Origin of the sequence: Piscinibacter gummiphilus (assembly GCF_002116905.1) — a bacterium.
GTDB classification, from domain to species: Bacteria; Pseudomonadota; Gammaproteobacteria; order Burkholderiales; family Burkholderiaceae_C; genus Rhizobacter; species Rhizobacter gummiphilus.
On record NZ_CP015118.1, the window covers coordinates 6383076 to 6398096 of the forward strand.

Annotated in this window: 16 protein-coding genes; 9 read left to right on the plus strand and 7 right to left on the minus strand. The window is 68.8% G+C overall.

Features of this window, described 5'->3' with window-relative positions; all coding sequences use genetic code 11:
- Nucleotides 1–38: 38 nt before the first annotated feature.
- From A4W93_RS29275 to A4W93_RS29290, 4 genes are read left to right on the plus strand one after another with little or no spacing between them, the layout of a single operon-like run.
- Entirely contained in the window at nucleotides 39–1040 is a 1002-nt protein-coding gene (locus A4W93_RS29275) for a KpsF/GutQ family sugar-phosphate isomerase (RefSeq protein WP_085753969.1), read from the plus strand.
- Nucleotides 1040–1615 (plus strand): KdsC family phosphatase, encoded by a 576-nt coding sequence (locus A4W93_RS29280; RefSeq protein ID WP_085753970.1) that lies wholly within the window; start codon nucleotides 1040–1042, stop codon nucleotides 1613–1615. Before A4W93_RS29275 ends, A4W93_RS29280 begins: the two co-directional genes overlap by 1 nt.
- A complete protein-coding gene (gene lptC / locus A4W93_RS29285; protein ID WP_237357647.1) occupies nucleotides 1612–2283 on the plus strand; it encodes an LPS export ABC transporter periplasmic protein LptC in 672 nt (223 codons plus the stop codon). Before A4W93_RS29280 ends, lptC begins: the two co-directional genes overlap by 4 nt.
- Nucleotides 2280–3059, plus strand: coding sequence for an SDR family oxidoreductase (locus A4W93_RS29290; RefSeq protein ID WP_085753971.1), 780 nt, complete (start codon nucleotides 2280–2282; stop codon nucleotides 3057–3059). The genes lptC and A4W93_RS29290 overlap by 4 nt, the downstream gene beginning before the upstream one ends.
- A 185-nt stretch (nucleotides 3060–3244) precedes the next feature.
- Here the strand turns inward: A4W93_RS29290 and A4W93_RS29295 are convergent, their stop codons facing one another.
- Nucleotides 3245–3754: an RNA-binding regulator gene (locus tag A4W93_RS29295; protein ID WP_085753972.1), complete on the minus strand. Its 510-nt coding sequence runs from the start codon at nucleotides 3752–3754 to the stop codon at nucleotides 3245–3247.
- A gap of 230 nt (nucleotides 3755–3984) precedes the next feature.
- Between A4W93_RS29295 and A4W93_RS29300 the strand changes: the two genes are divergently transcribed.
- The 5 genes from A4W93_RS29300 (at nucleotide 3985) to A4W93_RS29320 (ending at nucleotide 9975) form a co-directional block, all read left to right on the plus strand.
- A complete protein-coding gene (locus A4W93_RS29300) occupies nucleotides 3985–4629 on the plus strand; it encodes a MarC family protein (RefSeq protein WP_085753973.1) in 645 nt (214 codons plus the stop codon).
- A 97-nt stretch (nucleotides 4630–4726) separates the two neighbouring features.
- Complete coding sequence (gene creD / locus A4W93_RS29305; protein WP_085753974.1) at nucleotides 4727–6121, plus strand: cell envelope integrity protein CreD; 1395 nt, start codon at nucleotides 4727–4729, stop codon at nucleotides 6119–6121.
- 13 nt (nucleotides 6122–6134) lie between these two features.
- On the plus strand, nucleotides 6135–7745 hold the full coding sequence (locus A4W93_RS29310) for a GMC family oxidoreductase (RefSeq protein ID WP_085753975.1): 1611 nt from the start codon (nucleotides 6135–6137) through the stop codon (nucleotides 7743–7745).
- Nucleotides 7746–8279: 534 nt separating this feature from the next.
- Nucleotides 8280–9050: a TSUP family transporter gene (locus tag A4W93_RS29315; RefSeq protein ID WP_085753976.1), complete on the plus strand. Its 771-nt coding sequence runs from the start codon at nucleotides 8280–8282 to the stop codon at nucleotides 9048–9050.
- 106 nt (nucleotides 9051–9156) lie between these two features.
- Nucleotides 9157–9975, plus strand: coding sequence for an HDOD domain-containing protein (locus A4W93_RS29320; protein ID WP_085753977.1), 819 nt, complete (start codon nucleotides 9157–9159; stop codon nucleotides 9973–9975).
- Between the two features lie 120 nt (nucleotides 9976–10095).
- On the opposite strand, the gene A4W93_RS29325 is transcribed toward A4W93_RS29320, so the two are convergent.
- From A4W93_RS29325 to rpmH, 6 genes are all read right to left on the minus strand, one after another.
- The gene (locus tag A4W93_RS29325; RefSeq protein ID WP_085753978.1) at nucleotides 10096–10563 is read right to left on the minus strand and encodes a cyclic nucleotide-binding domain-containing protein; all 468 of its coding nucleotides are present in this window, start codon (nucleotides 10561–10563) and stop codon (nucleotides 10096–10098) included.
- A gap of 118 nt (nucleotides 10564–10681) precedes the next feature.
- Complete coding sequence (gene mnmE, locus A4W93_RS29330; RefSeq protein ID WP_085753979.1) at nucleotides 10682–12070, minus strand: tRNA uridine-5-carboxymethylaminomethyl(34) synthesis GTPase MnmE; 1389 nt, start codon at nucleotides 12068–12070, stop codon at nucleotides 10682–10684.
- 111 nt (nucleotides 12071–12181) lie between these two features.
- On the minus strand, nucleotides 12182–13855 hold the full coding sequence (gene yidC, locus A4W93_RS29335; RefSeq protein WP_085753980.1) for a membrane protein insertase YidC: 1674 nt from the start codon (nucleotides 13853–13855) through the stop codon (nucleotides 12182–12184).
- Nucleotides 13852–14175 (minus strand): membrane protein insertion efficiency factor YidD, encoded by a 324-nt coding sequence (yidD, locus tag A4W93_RS29340; protein WP_085754372.1) that lies wholly within the window; start codon nucleotides 14173–14175, stop codon nucleotides 13852–13854. Before yidD ends, yidC begins: the two co-directional genes overlap by 4 nt.
- Before the next feature lie 19 nt (nucleotides 14176–14194).
- On the minus strand, nucleotides 14195–14677 hold the full coding sequence (locus A4W93_RS29345; RefSeq protein ID WP_237357648.1) for a ribonuclease P protein component: 483 nt from the start codon (nucleotides 14675–14677) through the stop codon (nucleotides 14195–14197).
- Nucleotides 14678–14714: 37 nt separating this feature from the next.
- Nucleotides 14715–14849: a 50S ribosomal protein L34 gene (gene rpmH, locus A4W93_RS29350; protein WP_085754374.1), complete on the minus strand. Its 135-nt coding sequence runs from the start codon at nucleotides 14847–14849 to the stop codon at nucleotides 14715–14717.
- Nucleotides 14850–15021: the final 172 nt, after the last annotated feature.

The following is a 15021-nucleotide window of genomic DNA, read 5'->3' on the forward strand; positions in this document are numbered from 1 at the left end:
TACAATCGCTCCATCCTACTGGACCCCAGCCCCGCACCGTGTCTCCTGCCAACGCCACTCCTGAAACTTTCGACGCCGAGCGCGCCCTGCGCCTGGCCCGGGAAACGTTCGACATCGAGTCGAAGGCCCTGCTCGGCCTGAAGGCGCGCCAGGGCGAGGGCTTCACCCGCGCCGTGCTGGCCGTGCTGCAGTGCACCGGCCGGGTGGTGGTGATGGGCATGGGCAAGAGCGGGCACGTGGGCCGCAAGATCGCCGCCACGCTCGCCTCCACCGGCACCCCCGCGATGTTCGTGCACCCCGCCGAGGCCAGCCACGGCGACCTGGGCATGGTGACGCCGGGCGACGTGGTGCTCGCCATCTCGAACTCGGGCGAAAGCGACGAACTCGCGGCCATCCTGCCGGCGCTCAAGCGCGTGGGCATCACGCTCGTCGCGATGACCGGCCGCGCCGGCTCGTCGCTCGCGAATCACGCCGACCTGGTGCTCGACAGCGGCGTCGACGAGGAAGCCTGCCCGCTCAACCTCGCCCCCACCGCCAGCACCACCGCGCAGATGGCCCTGGGCGACGCCCTGGCCGTGGCGCTGCTCGACGCCCGCGGCTTCCGCGAGGAAGACTTCGCCCGCTCGCACCCCGGCGGGGCGCTGGGCCGCAAGCTGCTCACGCACGTGCGCGACGTGATGCGCTCCGGCGACGAGGTGCCCGGCGTGCCCCCCGACACGTCCTTCGTCGACATGATGAAGGAAATGACCCGCAAGGGCCTCGGCGCCACCGCGGTGGTCGACCCCGCCGGCCAGGTGCTCGGCATCTTCACCGACGGCGACCTGCGCCGCCTCGTCGAGAGCGGCCAGGACCTGCGCGGCCTCACCGCCCGCGAAGCCATGCACCCGAAACCCCGCCTGGTGCGTGCCGACGCGCTCGCGGTCGAGGCCGCCGACCTGATGGAACAGCACCGCATCACCAGCGTGCTGGTGGTGGACGCCGCGGGTGTGCTCGTCGGCGCCCTCAACACCAACGACCTGATGCGAGCCAAGGTCATCTGATGGCCACCACGCTCACACCGGTCCTGTCCTTTCCGCCCGAGGTGCTGCTGAAGGCCCAGGGCATCCGCGCCTGCATCTTCGACGTCGACGGCGTGCTCACCGACGGGCGCATCTACATCGGCGCGAACGGCGAGGAGTTCAAGGCCTTCAACACGCTCGACGGCCACGGCCTGAAGCTGCTGGCGCAGGGCGGCGTCGAACCCGTCGTGATCACCGGCCGGGACTCCCCGGCGGTGCGCCGGCGCGTGGCCGACCTCGGTATCCGCCACGCCGTGTACGGCGCCCACGACAAGCTCGCCGCGGCGAACGGGCTGCTGGCCACCCTGCAACTCGACTGGTCGCAGATGGGCGCCATCGGCGACGACTGGCCCGACCTGCCGCTGATGACCCGCACCGGCTTCGCCTGCGCGCCAGCCAACGCCCACGCCGAAGTGCTGGCCATCGCCCACCATGTGACGCAGGCCCGCGGCGGCTACGGTGCGGCGCGCGAGTGCTGCGACCTGCTGCTGACGGCCGTGGGCGCGTACGCCCGCCTGCTGCACGGCCACCTGACCACCCTCGACGGCACCCCGTGAGCTTCGCGGACACCCAGCCCACCCTCGCACCGCCGGCCGTCGATCCGGCGCCGGCGCCCGCGCGCCAGCCGTGGCACTGGCAGCTGCTGCAGCTCGCCACCACGTACCTGCCGGTGATGCTGATGGCGCTGTTGGCGCTCTGCACCTGGTGGCTGGTGAAGAACACCGCCCCGGTCGTCGACGAACGCCCCGTGGCGGCGCCGAGGCACGTGCCCGACTACCAGATGAACAACTTCTCGGTGCAGCGGTACACGCCGGCCGGCACGCTCGAGGCGCAGATCGAAGGCACCGAGCTGCGCCACTACCCCGACGACGACACCGTCGAGGTCGACCAGGTGCGCCTGCGCGCCATCGACGAGGAAGGCCGCGCCTCGGTCGCCACCGCGCGCCAGGCCCTGACCAACGGTGCCGCCACCGAAGTGCAGCTGCTCGGCCAGGCCGAGCTGATGCGCGAGGCCACCGACAAGGAAGCCGCCATCTACTTCCGCAGCGAGTTCCTGCACGCCTTCCTCGACACCGAACGGGTGTTCTCCGACAAGCCGGTGACGGTCACGCAGGGCGGCACCCAGCTGCGCGCCGACGGCATGGAGTACACCCACTCGGACGGCGTGATCCGCTTCAGCGGGCGCACCCGCGCGGTGTTCGAGCCGCGTCCGTCGAAACCATGAGTTCGGCGCCGCTGGTCTTCATCACGGGGGCGTCGAGCGGCATCGGCCAGGCCCTGGCGCGCCGCTACCACCAGGCCGGCTGGCGCCTCGCGCTCGTGGCACGCCGCGGGGCCGAGGTCGAGGCCTGGGCGCGCAGCGAGGGCATCCCGCCGGAACGCTGCACCGTCTACCCGGCCGACGTGCGCGACCTCGACGCCATCGCCGGGGCCGGCCGTGCGTGCATCGAGGCCCAGGGCCTGCCCGACGTGGTGATCGCCAACGCGGGCATCAGCCTCGGCATCGACACGGCGATCTTCGAAGACCTCGAGGTCATGCGCCGCACCTACGAGACCAACAACCTCGGCATGGCGGCCACGTTCCAGCCCTTCATCACGCCCATGCGCCAGCGCGGGTCAGGCCGCCTCGTGGGCATCGCAAGCGTCGCGGGCATCCGCGGCCTGCCGGGACACGGGGCCTACTGCTCCAGCAAGGCCGCCGTGATCAGCTACCTCGAGAGCCTGCGCGGGGAACTGCACGGCTCGGGCGTGCGCGTGGTCACCGTGCTGCCGGGCTACATCGCCACGCCGCTCACGGCGGCGAACCGGTACAGCATGCCGTTCCTGATGCAACCGGACGCGTTCGCCGACCGGGCCTTCGACACCATCGCGGCAGGGCGCAGCTACCGCGTGATCCCGTGGCAGATGGGGGTGGTGGCCAAGCTGATGCGGGCCTTGCCGAATGTGGTGTTCGATCGGCTGCTGGTGGGGCGAGAACGGAAGCACCGCGCGGGGGAGTGATCGTCCCGCGGGCCACCGAGGCCCGAAAAGCAAATGTCATCCCGGCGCAGGCCGGGACCCTGGGCGCATCAACGGATGCACAAGGTCCCGGCCTGCGCCGGGATGACTTTTTCTTGGGAAGGCCCCATGAAAAAAGGCGGCAGCGCCTTCGCGCCTGCCGCCTTCTCGCTGGGTCTGATCAGGGATCAGTAGCCGCCGCCGCCCGAACGGCCACCGCCGCCGTAGCCGCCGCCGCCCGAACGGCCGCCGCCGCCGTAGCCGCCACCGCCGGAACGGCCACCGCCGCCACCGCCGTAGCCACCACCACCGCCGCCACCGTAGCCGCCGCCGCTGCCACCACCGCCGTAGCCGCCGCCGCCCGAACGGCCACCGCCGCCGTAGCCGCCACCACCACCGCCGTAGCCGCCGGAACGGCCGCCGCCGAAGCCACCGCCGCCCGGACGCTCTTCACGAGGACGAGCTTCGTTCACGACCACGGCGCGACCGTCGAGGTCCTTGCCGTTCATGCCGCTGATGGCCGATTGCGCTTCCGCATCGGAGCCCATCTCGACGAAGCCGAAGCCCTTCGAGCGGCCGGTGTCGCGGTCCATCATGACCTTGGCCGAGGAGACCGAGCCGAACTGCGAGAACGCTTGCTGGAGATCGTCGTCCCGAATGCTGTACGACAGGTTACCGACGTAGAGTTTGTTGCCCATGGAGAGCGCCTTTCATTTCCTAGTTTCAGAGAACCATGCGGAGCTTTTACCTATCCCGAACACTCAAGCGAAGGCGCTGCATCCAGACACAGAATCTGCATTATCAAGTAATTTCCCGAGCGCATGCAAATGATGGAAACCCCTTAGAAATCGCGGGCTTCGGGACTGTTGTTTTCAAGGCGTCCGTGTAAGAAATGTCCTGCAAGGACGTGAGCTCTCACAATACGGATATGGATATCTACAAGCCCCTGATTGCACTGCTTGCGATCGTCAACCCGATCGGCGTAATCCCCTTTTTCATCCATTTCACACAGGGTTTCACCCCAGAACAGCGCGCCCGCACCATACGGGTGAGCGCCTTCAGTGCCTTCGTCGTGATCGCCCTCAGTGCATTGGCGGGATTGAAGATCATCGAGTTCTTTGGTATTTCACTCGCGTCATTTCAAGTGGGCGGGGGCACGCTTCTGCTGATATCTGCGCTGCAAATGCTCAACGCCCAGCCGGCCGAAACTCGACAAGAAGACGTCAGCGAGGGCGACAACAAGGTGGATGCCGGCGACAGCATCGCCGTCGTGCCCTTGACGATTCCCCTCCTGACCGGCCCGGCGACCATCTCCACGATGGTCATCTATGCCGACAAGACGCACCATTGGTGGGAAATGGCCGTCCTGACCGGCTACGGGATCGTGATCGGCATCGCCGTGTGGCTGGCGTTCAGCGCCTCGGGGCGCATCGCCCGGGTCCTCGGCAAGACGGGCATCAACGTGATGACGCGGTTGATGGGCCTGATCCTGGCCGCGCTGGCGGTCGAGGTGATGTCGGACGGGCTGCTCAAGCTTTTTCCGGTGCTGGCGGGGGGCACGCTGCCGCACTGACCCGGTCCGGGTCCGGCTTCACACGGACTTCATGGTGGCTTCGACGAGGGGAGGGACAGTGCGCTCCATTCCCTTCTGACTGACGGAGCCCGCTTCCATGAAACCCAGTTCCACCGTGCTCAAGGTGCTGACCGTGATCGCCATCGTCGGCGTGCTGATGATCGCGTTGATGCGCATCGGCAGCCTCGTCGACGAACGCCGCGGCCGCGCCGCGGAGGCCGCCCGCAGCATCGAGGAGTCGCAGGCCGGCAGCCAGGCCCTGCTCGGGCCGGCGCTGCAGCAGGTCTGCCACGAGACCTGGCAGGAGACCGAGCGCAAGAACAACACCGTGGTCACCACCACGCAGCGCCGCAGCATCACGATCCGTTCGACCCCCGACCTGCTGTCGATCAAGGGGGACGTCGCGATGGAGCCCCGCTACCGCGGCCTGTTCAAGGTCAACAGCTACCAGGCGGGCACCACGCTGTCGGCCACCTGGTCACCGATGCAGCCGCCCACGGCCGAACACGCCGGCGGCCGGGTGACCTGCGAAGCGCCCGTGATCGCCGTCGCCCTGACCGACAGCCGCGGTCTGCGCGACGTCGCCATCCGCGTGAACGGCCAGCCGCTCGCGGTGACGCCGGGCACCCCGTTCGACAAGCAGCCGAAGGGCTTCCAGGCCGTCGTCACCGACCGCGAGGCGGGCAACACGGAACCGCTGTCGGCCGAGGTCACGCTGCAGCTCGTGGGCACCGGCGGCCTCGCCATCGCCCCGGTGGGCGACCGCAACGTGGTCGACCTGAAGTCGGACTGGCCCCATCCCTCCTTCGGCGGCCGGTTCCTCCCGATGAAGCGCGAGGTGCGCGAGAACGGCTTCGATGCCAGCTGGACCATCTCGTCGCTGGCCAGCACCGCCGGCCGCGACTTCCTCGGCGGCGCCCCGCTCTGCGCGGGTGTGTCGGCCGTGGGCGAGCCCGATGACCCGCGCGAGTACGTCGCGTCCAGCGCCGGGTCGCCGTGCATCGAGACCTTCGGCATCGCCTTCATCGACCCGGTCAACCCGTACTCGCTCACCGACCGGGCACTGAAGTACGGGCTGCTGTTCATCGCGCTGTCGTTCGTCGCGGTGGGCATGGTGGAAGTGCTGCAGCGCCTGCGCGTTCACCCGGTGCAGTACCTGCTCGTCGGGTCCGCGCTGGCCGTGTTCTTCCTGCTGCTGCTGAGCCTGTCCGAACATCTGGCCTTCGGCGTGTCGTACGCCATCGCGAGCGCCGCCTGCGTGACGTTGCTGGCGTACTACGCCCGCCACATCCTCGGCGGCTGGCGGGCGGGGCTCGCCTTCGGCGCGGGCATCGCGGGCCTGTACGGCGCGCTCTTCCTGCTGCTGCAGATGGAGCAGACGGCGATGGTGCTCGGCGCGGTGCTGCTGTTCCTCGTGCTCGCGGCGGTGATGGTCGCCACCCGGCGCATCGACTGGTACGGGTTGACACGGTCGACGGCCACGCCGGCCTGACTAGACTGGCCGGGTGACCCCCAGCACCTACGACCACATCATCTGCGGCGCCGGCACCGCCGGCTGCCTGCTCGCCAACCGACTCAGCGCCGACCCGAACCGGCGCGTGCTCCTGATCGAGGCGGGCGGGCATGACGACTACCTCTGGATCCACGTGCCGGTGGGCTACCTGCGCTGCATCGGCAACCCGCGCACCGACTGGCTGTTCCGCACGGAGCCCGATCCGGGGCTCAACGGCCGGTCGCTGCGCTACCCGCGCGGCAAGGTGCTCGGCGGCAGCTCGAGCATCAACGGCATGATCTACATGCGCGGACAGGCCCGCGACTACGACCACTGGGGGGCCCTCGGCAACCCCGGCTGGAGCTGGGACGAGTGCCTGCCGTTCTTCCTGCAGCACGAGGACTTCCATCGCGGCGCCGATGCGCTCCACGGCGCAGGGGGCGAATGGCGGGTCGAACGCCAGCGCCTGCACTGGGACGTGCTGGACGCGTTCGCCGAGGCAGCCCAGCAGGCCGGCATCCCGCACACGGAAGACTTCAACCGCGGCGACAACGAAGGTGTCGGCTACTTCCACGTGAACCAGAAACGCGGCATCCGCTGGAACGCCTCGAAGGCCTTCCTGCGGCCCGTGGTCTCGCGCCCGAACCTGCAGGTGTGGACCGGCGCGCACCTGTCGCGCGTGCGCCTCGAAGGCGGCCGGGCGAAGGGCGTGACCGTGCTGCCCGTGGGCGGCGGCGCCCCCATCGAGGTGGACGCCACGCGCGGCGTGGTGCTGTGCACCGGCGCCGTGGGCACGCCGCATCTGCTGCAGCTGTCGGGCATCGGGGCGGGCGCGCACCTGAACGGCCTCGGCATCCCGGTGCTCCACGACCTGCCCGGCGTGGGCGAGAACCTGCAGGACCACCTTCAGATCCGTGCGGTCTACGGCGTCGAAGGCGCCACCACGCTGAACACGATGAGCCGCTCGTGGTGGGGCCGCGCCACCATCGGCCTGCAGTACGCCTGGAGCCGAAGCGGGCCGCTCAGCATGGCGCCGTCGCAACTGGGCGCCTTCACGCGCAGCAGTCCCGACCGGGCCCACGCGAACCTCGAGTACCACGTGCAGCCCCTGTCGCTCGACGCTTTCGGCGAACCGCTGCACACGTTCGATGCCTTCACCGCGAGCGTCTGCAACCTCAACCCGACGAGCCGGGGCAGGGTGGTCGCACGGTCCGCCGACCCACTGACCGCACCCGCCATCCACACCGCCTACCTCACCACCGAGGACGACCGCCGCGTGGCCGCCGACTCGCTGCGCGTGACCCGCCGCATCGCAGCCCAGCCCGCGCTCGCGCGCTACAAGCCGACGGAGATCAAGCCCGGCGCGCAGTACGTCACCGACGACGACCTGGCCCGGCTGGCCGGCGACATCGGCACCACGATCTTCCACCCGGTGGGCACCGCGAAGATGGGCCCGTCCGCCGACCCGATGGCCGTGGTGGACGCCCGCCTGCGGGTGCACGGCGTCGAGGGGCTGCGGGTGGCCGATGCCAGTGTCATGCCCACCATCACGAGCGGCAACACCAACTCGCCCACCTTGATGATCGCGGAGCGGGCGGCCCGCTGGATCCTCGAAGACGACTGATCCCGCCGCCGGCACGACACCGAACGGCCCGTGCACTTTTGTCGAAACGACTTGTTTCATAAGCGTGCGGAAGTGCACGAGTGAACACAATTTCCGCCATTCGCCTTAAAAAACCGTGATTTATGACACGACGAAGACCAAGAATCACGGCATCATGGGCTCTATCGAGTTAGGTGCAGGGAAACACCTGATGCGAGAGTACACACCCGTGCACTAAAGTGACCTCACTCGCAGCGGACATGCACCAAACATGACTCGCAGGGCGGGGGACAGAGGAGACATTCACGCACCCAATGGCACCTGCCCGCGGCTGCGACAACAGGCGGACACAGCGGTACCGTGATCCAGCCGAGGAAAAACAATCGGGGCGTCGGGGAAACCTGACGCCCCTATTGTCTTGAGCGGTCCCTTTCCGTCGGCGGCGTCCACATCCCTCGGAACGCCTCATGCCGCACCACGCCCGTCGGCGGCCAAGTTCGGTCAGACTCGCGGGTTGCGCGTCGCGCGCCTTCTCCCGCAGCCGTACCTCTCCCGATGTTCGAACTCCTCACCGTTTCCGTCGCCTCGTTGCTGGCGGGCTTCGTCGACGCCATCGTGGGCGGCGGCGGCCTGATCCTCGTTCCCGCGCTGTTCAGCGTGTACCCCACGGCCGCACCCGCCTCGCTGTTCGGCACGAACAAGTCCGCCGCGATCCTGGGCACGGCCTGGGCCACGGCACAGTACGCCAAGCGGGTCGAGATGCGCTGGCACGCGCTGGCGCCCGCCGCCGGCGCGGCGCTGGTCGGCAGCTTTCTGGGCGCGTGGACGGTCACCCTCGTCAGCGCCGACGGGCTGCGCAAGGCGCTGCCCTTCGTGCTGCTGGCCGTGTTCCTCTACACACTGGCTCGCAAGGACCTCGGCCGCACCCACGCGCCGCAGTACAGCGGGCGCACCGAAGCGCTGCTCGCCTCGCTCGTGGGCGGGGCGGTGGGTTTCTACGACGGCTTCTTCGGCCCGGGCACCGGCAGTTTCTTCGTGTTCCTGTTCGTGCGCGTGCTGGGCTACGACTTCCTCAACGCCTCGGCCAGCGCCAAGCTCCTCAACACCGCCACCAACGCCGCGGCCATCGTGCTGTTCGCGTTCAAGGGCCATGTGTGGTGGCACATCGCCGCGGTGATGGCCGTCGCGAACATCGCAGGCAGCCTGCTCGGCACACGCCTTGCGTTGCGTCACGGGGCGGGTTTCGTGCGCGGCGTCTTCATCGTCGTGGTGGGCCTGCTCATCCTGAAGACCGGATGGGACGGCCTCGTGCGCGGCATGGTCTGAGCCGCCCGTTCCGCCGAGGAAGCCCTGATTCCGCGGCCACTTCGCCTTTACGGGTTCGACGGTGGTCGCTAGGATCGCCAAAGACCACTTCACCCTGGATCTCGCCATGTCGTCCGTCGACTCGAAACTCCGCACCCTCAACATCGACATCCCTGCTCAGCCCGAGTCGCTGGTCCAGCTGTCGCTGCTGCTCGCGTCGGACGATGTCAACGTGCAGGCCATCGGCCACCTGGTCGAAGGCGACATGTCGCTGGCCGCCGCGGTGATGAAGGCCGTCAACTCCTCGCTCTACGGCCTGAAGGGCCGCGTGCAGAGCGTCCAGCAGGCGGTGACCTACCTCGGCACGCGTGAAGTCGCGGCCGTCACGTTCGAATTCGGCCTGCGCGCGGTGTTCCCGCCCGCCTCGGAACTCGACGCCGTGTGGGAACGCGCCGCGGTGCGCGGCCTCCTGATGGGCCGCATCGGGCAGGCCCTGAGCGTCGACCCGTGGGGCGCCCACTCCGCCGGTCTGTTCGAGGAGTGTGGCAAGGCCGTGCTGTTCAAGCACGCGCAGGACACCTACCGCCCGCTGCTGGCCAAGGCCCACAACGACACCGAACTCGTCGACCTCGAACACGAGGCCTTCGGCGTGAGCCACGACGCCCTGGGCGCCGCGCTGTGCGAAAGCTGGGGCCTGTCGCCCGGCGCCGTGGCCAGCGTGCGGCACCACGTGCGCGTCAACGCGCTGCACCAGCTGCCAGCCCAGGCGCCGCGCCGGTCCATCTGCGTGCTGTCGGCCCTCGCGAACACGCTGATGACCGATCCGGAGCGCCTCGAGGAAGTGGCGCAGGCCGTGGCCCCGCAGGCCATGCTGGACCAGACCCTGGTGCTGCGAGGGGCACGCAAGGTGCAGCAGCAGATCGAGGACGCCGCGGCCCGCGGCTGAATACCCGCAAGCCCCCTCAGGCCCGCGAAGCGCGGCCGTCCATCAAGCCACACGCGAGTCCGGGTCTCCCGGACGACCCGTGGCGCCCCTCGGGAGCAGGAGCGGAGCGACCGGGGGGCCTCAACTGATCGGCAGCTGCTTCGTCATGTTGGCCCGCATGCGCGCGGCCATCACACCACCTGCCGCCCGAACCAGTTCCAGCGCCAGACCCGGCGACCGCTGAGCCAGCTCTTCCAGCCGCGGCCCCCGCAACGCCCACACGACGCAAGGCGTCATCGCCTCGACGTTGGCCATGCGCGCACCGTCGTGGAAGACACCCGGCTCACCCACCACCGAACCCGGCCGCAGGATGGCGACCTTGTTGCTGCCCGGCGGGCCGCCGGTCATGAAGACCTGCAGCGAACCCCGGCCGAGGAAGTACATGCTGCGGTCGGTGTCACCCTGCTTGATGAGCAGGTCACCGCTGCGGATGTCGTGCTGCGTGAAGTACGGGCCGATGGTTCGCCACTGCTCCAGGCTGAGCCGCGCGCGGAAGGCGTCTTCCGTGTTGAGCGTCTGGATGGCCTGGACCAGTTCCGAAAAATCCATGGTGAACGAAGCCTGAAGTGATGGGCCGATTATCGGCACCCCTTGCCAGCCGCACAACCCGGGTGCGCCCGTGGAAGGGCCACTCGAACGGGGGAAACCGCCGTTCGTCGGACGAGGGTCATTTGCCGATGCAGAAGCGACTGAAGATTTCGCCCAGCAGATCGTCGGGGGTGAACTGGCCGGTGATCTCCGACAGCGCGTCGTGCCCCAGTCGCAGCTCCTCGGCGAGCAGGTCCAGCGCGGGGTCGTCGCCCTGCAGCAGTGCCGTCGCGGTGGCCAGGTGCGCCTGGCAGCGCTGCAGCGCCTCGACGTGCCGCGCCCGCGCGATGAACACACCCTCGGGCTGCGCATGCCAGCCAGCCAGCTCGAGCAGCAGGTGGCGCAGGCGGTCGAGGCCCGCACCCGTCTGCGCCGAAAGTACCACGTGGCGCCCCGGCACGTCCTCGGTCCGGGGCGGCGCTGCCGCGTCGCGCTTGTTGAAGACGTGAACGAGCCGATCGGGGGACGGCAGCACGGACTGCAGCCGCTCCGCGATGCGGTCGTCGCCGACGTCGTAGCTGAACTCGCCCACACGCGTCAGGTCGTGCAGGAACAGCACCGCGTCGGCCTTCTCGATCGCGTCCCAGCTGCGCGCGATGCCGATGCGCTCGACCTCGTCGCCCGCGTCGCGCAGGCCTGCCGTGTCGATGACGTGCACCGGCACGCCGGAGATCTGGATCGTCTCGCTCACCTTGTCGCGCGTGGTGCCCGGAATCGGCGTGACAATCGCGAGCTCGGCCCCCGCCAGGGCGTTGAGCAACGAACTCTTGCCCACGTTGGGCTGGCCGGCGAGAACGACCTGCATCCCCTCGCGCAGCAGCGCACCCTGGCGCGCGCGGTCGAGCACGGTGGCCACGGACTTGCCGATGGCGTCGAGCTGCCCGCGGGCGTCGGCCTTCTGCAGGAAGTCGATGTCTTCCTCGGGGAAGTCGAGCGTGGCCTCCACCAGCATGCGCAGCTTGATCAGCGCATCGCGCAGGCCATGCACCTCGTGGGAGAAGGCACCGCTCAGCGACCGGCCCGCCGACCGCGCGGCAGCCTCGGTGTTCGCATCGATCAAGTCACTGACAGCCTCGGCCTGGGCGAGGTCCATCTTGTCGTTGAGGAACGCACGCCGCGTGAACTCGCCGGGCTCGGCCAGGCGCAGGCCCGTGCTTTTGCCGGCCTCGAGGCAACGTGCGAGCAGCAACTGCAGCACCACCGGTCCGCCGTGGGCCTGCAGTTCGAGCACGTCCTCGCCGGTGTACGAATGGGGCGCCGGAAAGTGCAGCGCGAGGCCCTGGTCGATGGGCTGGCCCACGGCGTCGAGGAACGGAAGGTAGGTGGCGTGACGCGGGACGAGGGTGCGGCCGCAGAGGGCCTTCAACACCTGCGACACGTCGCGGCCGGACACACGCACGATGCCGACCGCACCCCGGCCGGACGCCGTGGCGATGGCCACGATGGGATCCGAATGACGAGACAACATGGGCCGATTGTCGGGCAGATGCCGCGATTCATGCACCCCCGAAAAGCAACAGGCCCCCGGTGGTGAAACCGGGGGCCTGTGGAGTCCCGTCGAACGGGGCGCTCGGCTGGCTTACTTGTTCAGGCCGAGCTGCCGGTTGATCAGGTACTGCTGCGCGATGGACAGGATGTTGTTCGTCAGCCAGTACAGCACGAGGCCGGCCGGGAAGAAGAAGAACATCACCGAGAACACGAGCGGCATGATCCACATCATCTTGGCCTGCACCGGATCCGGCGGCGTCGGATTCAGCCAGGTCTGCAGCAGGCTGGTGGCCGTCATCAGCAGCGGCAGGATGAAGAACGGGTCCTTCGCGGAGAGGTCGGTGATCCAGCCGATCCACGGGGCATTGCGCATCTCGACGCTGGACAGCAGCACCCAGTACAGCGCGATGAAGAACGGCATCTGGACCAGGATGGGCAGGCAGCCGCCGATCGGGTTCACGCCTTCGTCCTTGTAGATCTTCAGCATCTCCTGCTGCAGCTGCTGCGGCTTGTCCTTCAGGCGTTCACGCAGTTCCATGATGCGCGGGTTCACCGCCTTCATCTTGCCCATCGAACGGTAGGCATAGGCGTTGAGCCAGTAGAACGCGGCCTTCAGCACCACGACCAGCGCCACGATGGACCAGCCCCAGTTGCCGATCAGCTTGTGCAGCTGCGTGAGCAGCCAGAACAGCGGCTCGGCCAGCACCTTGAAGTAGCCGTAGTCCTTCACGAGCTCGAGGCCAGGCACCAGCGCGGACAGCTTGTTCTCTTCCTGCGGGCCCACGAACAGGCGCGCACCCACGTCCTTCGACTTGCCCGCCTCGATGGTGCCGAGCGGCACGACCATCGAGATCGAGTACAGGTTGTTGCCTTCCTTCATCGTGCGGAACTCGCGTTCCTGGTTGCCGTCGAGCAGCCAGGCCGTGGCGAAGTAGTGCTGCACCATGCCGATCCAGCCGTTGTTGGCCGTCTTGTCGTGCTCGGCGTTGCCCTTCTCGATGCTCTTGAAGTCGATCTTGTGGAACTTCGAGTTGTCGGTGTACATGGCCGGGCCGGTGAAGGTCGAGTAGAAGCTCGACTCTCCCGGGGGCGCGTTGCCGTCGCGCACGAGGCGCAGGTACAGCTGCGGCGTGATGGCGGCGGCCGACGTGTTGACCACCTCGTGCTTGACACCCACCACGTATTCACCGCGCTTGAACGTGTAGGTCTTGACCAGCTTCACGCCACCGACGTCGGGCGACTCGAAGCTCACCTTCAGCTCGTCCTTGCCGTCCTGCAGCGTGGTGTCGCCAGCCACGCGGGTCATCGCCGTGGTGTGGTTCGGCAGCTGAACACCCGCGGTCGTCGGGATCAGGCCGGTCTGGGCCAGGTACAGGCGGTCCGGCGAGTTGTCGAACAGCACGACGTGTTTCTTCGGATCGTGCGGATCGACCTGGGCCAGCAGTTCGGCGTGGCTGATGGTGGCGCCGTTGCTGTCGATCGTGACCTGGAGCAGGTCGGTGTTGACGACGACCTTCTCGGACGGCACCGCGACGGCCGCGGCCGCAGGGGCCGCACCGGCAGCAGCGACACCGGACGCGCCGATGTTCGCCGGGGCGGGCAGCGAGCCTGCGCCCGTGCCGGTGGCCGGCGCGGACGCGACGGTGGGCGCGGGCGCCGGGCTGAACATCGACGGGTTACCGTTGTGCTTTTGCCAGGCGTCCCAGATCAGGACGAGCGACATCGAGAACACCACCCACAGCAGGGTGCGGCGAATATCGGTCATGTACGGGTCTTCTCGGGATGAGGGATGGGAGAGGAGTCGGACGGCGCCGGGTGGTTCACCCAACGCGTGAACAAGCCCGGCACGTTCGAAGGCACGGGGTCGTGGCCACCCTGGCACCACGGATGGCAGCGGGCCAGCCGGCGCACGGTCAGGTAGCTCCCGGCCACCGCACCATGTTCCTGCAGGGCCTGCAGCGAATAGGCGCTGCAGCTGGGGGTGAAACGGCACACGTTGCCGATCCACGCGCTCAGAAACAGGCGGTAGCCCTTCACGAGCAGGATCAGCAGCCGCTGCGGGGCGTGGAACAGCCAGGCGGGCATGGTGAAGACCGCCGCCGATTCAGCCGCGGGCACGGCGAGCCGCGTGGGCCATCACCGTGTCCAGCTCGGCGGCCGCCGCCAAGCGCAGCGCATCGGACGACGCACTGGCAAAGAGCTTGCGATCGAACCCCGCGCGCAGGCGCACCACCCACAGGCCACGGGGCAGGCCCGCATCCGGGTTGGACTGGAGCTGGTCGCGCACCGCGCGATGGATCTGGCGCTTGAGCAGCGTGCGGGTCACCGCACGCCGGGCGTGCCGCTTGGGCACCACCGTGCCGACCCAGAGGCCGGCGAGCTCGGAACCATCCACAAGGGAAGGTTCGGCCGTCGACGACCCTGTTGACAAGTCGTCCGCCTCGGCCTTGCGGCGCGGTGCGGCGGGCTGGCTCGGCGCGCTGGCCAGGTAGTGCACGGCGAAATGGGCACTGCGTGCGCGGGTGGGGGTGCCGAGGACCCGTTCGAAGTCGACGGACCGCAGCAGGTGGCCGATCACGGTGTTCACCGGGAACGGCCGTGCACCACGCGCGTTCGCGTCGGCCTCAGACGGCCAGGCGCTTGCGGCCCTTGGCGCGGCGGGCGTTGATCACGGCACGGCCGCCCTTGGTCTTCATGCGGACCAGGAAACCATGGGTGCGGGCGCGGCGGGTCTTCGAGGCTTGGTAGGTACGTTTCATGATCAGTCTCAGCTTGGAAAGGCCGTCGGTCGCACGCACACCGCGTGCGAAACAAACTCGTGGCCAAGGGCCCCTCCAGCGCTGCCACGCAGCATTCGTGCACCTGGCTTGGCACACGTCCTGCAAGCCCTCGCGGCCTTGCCTGGGCTCGCACCCGGGCACGCCGAAAGAG

Coding starts and splice junctions, on each gene's coding strand:
- rpmH (WP_085754374.1), bottom strand. CDS start 14,849: ATGAAACGTACCTACCAAGCCTCGAAGACCCGCCGCGCCCGCACCCAT.
- A4W93_RS29325 (WP_085753978.1), bottom strand. CDS start 10,563: ATGGATTTTTCGGAACTGGTCCAGGCCATCCAGACGCTCAACACGGAA.
- A4W93_RS29315 (WP_085753976.1), top strand. CDS start 8,280: ATGTTCGAACTCCTCACCGTTTCCGTCGCCTCGTTGCTGGCGGGCTTC.
- A4W93_RS29300 (WP_085753973.1), top strand. CDS start 3,985: ATGGATATCTACAAGCCCCTGATTGCACTGCTTGCGATCGTCAACCCG.
- A4W93_RS29280 (WP_085753970.1), top strand. CDS start 1,040: ATGGCCACCACGCTCACACCGGTCCTGTCCTTTCCGCCCGAGGTGCTG.
- A4W93_RS29320 (WP_085753977.1), top strand. CDS start 9,157: ATGTCGTCCGTCGACTCGAAACTCCGCACCCTCAACATCGACATCCCT.
- yidC (WP_085753980.1), bottom strand. CDS start 13,855: ATGACCGATATTCGCCGCACCCTGCTGTGGGTGGTGTTCTCGATGTCG.
- A4W93_RS29295 (WP_085753972.1), bottom strand. CDS start 3,754: ATGGGCAACAAACTCTACGTCGGTAACCTGTCGTACAGCATTCGGGAC.
- yidD (WP_085754372.1), bottom strand. CDS start 14,175: ATGCCCGCCTGGCTGTTCCACGCCCCGCAGCGGCTGCTGATCCTGCTC.
- creD (WP_085753974.1), top strand. CDS start 4,727: ATGAAACCCAGTTCCACCGTGCTCAAGGTGCTGACCGTGATCGCCATC.
- A4W93_RS29290 (WP_085753971.1), top strand. CDS start 2,280: ATGAGTTCGGCGCCGCTGGTCTTCATCACGGGGGCGTCGAGCGGCATC.
- mnmE (WP_085753979.1), bottom strand. CDS start 12,070: ATGTTGTCTCGTCATTCGGATCCCATCGTGGCCATCGCCACGGCGTCC.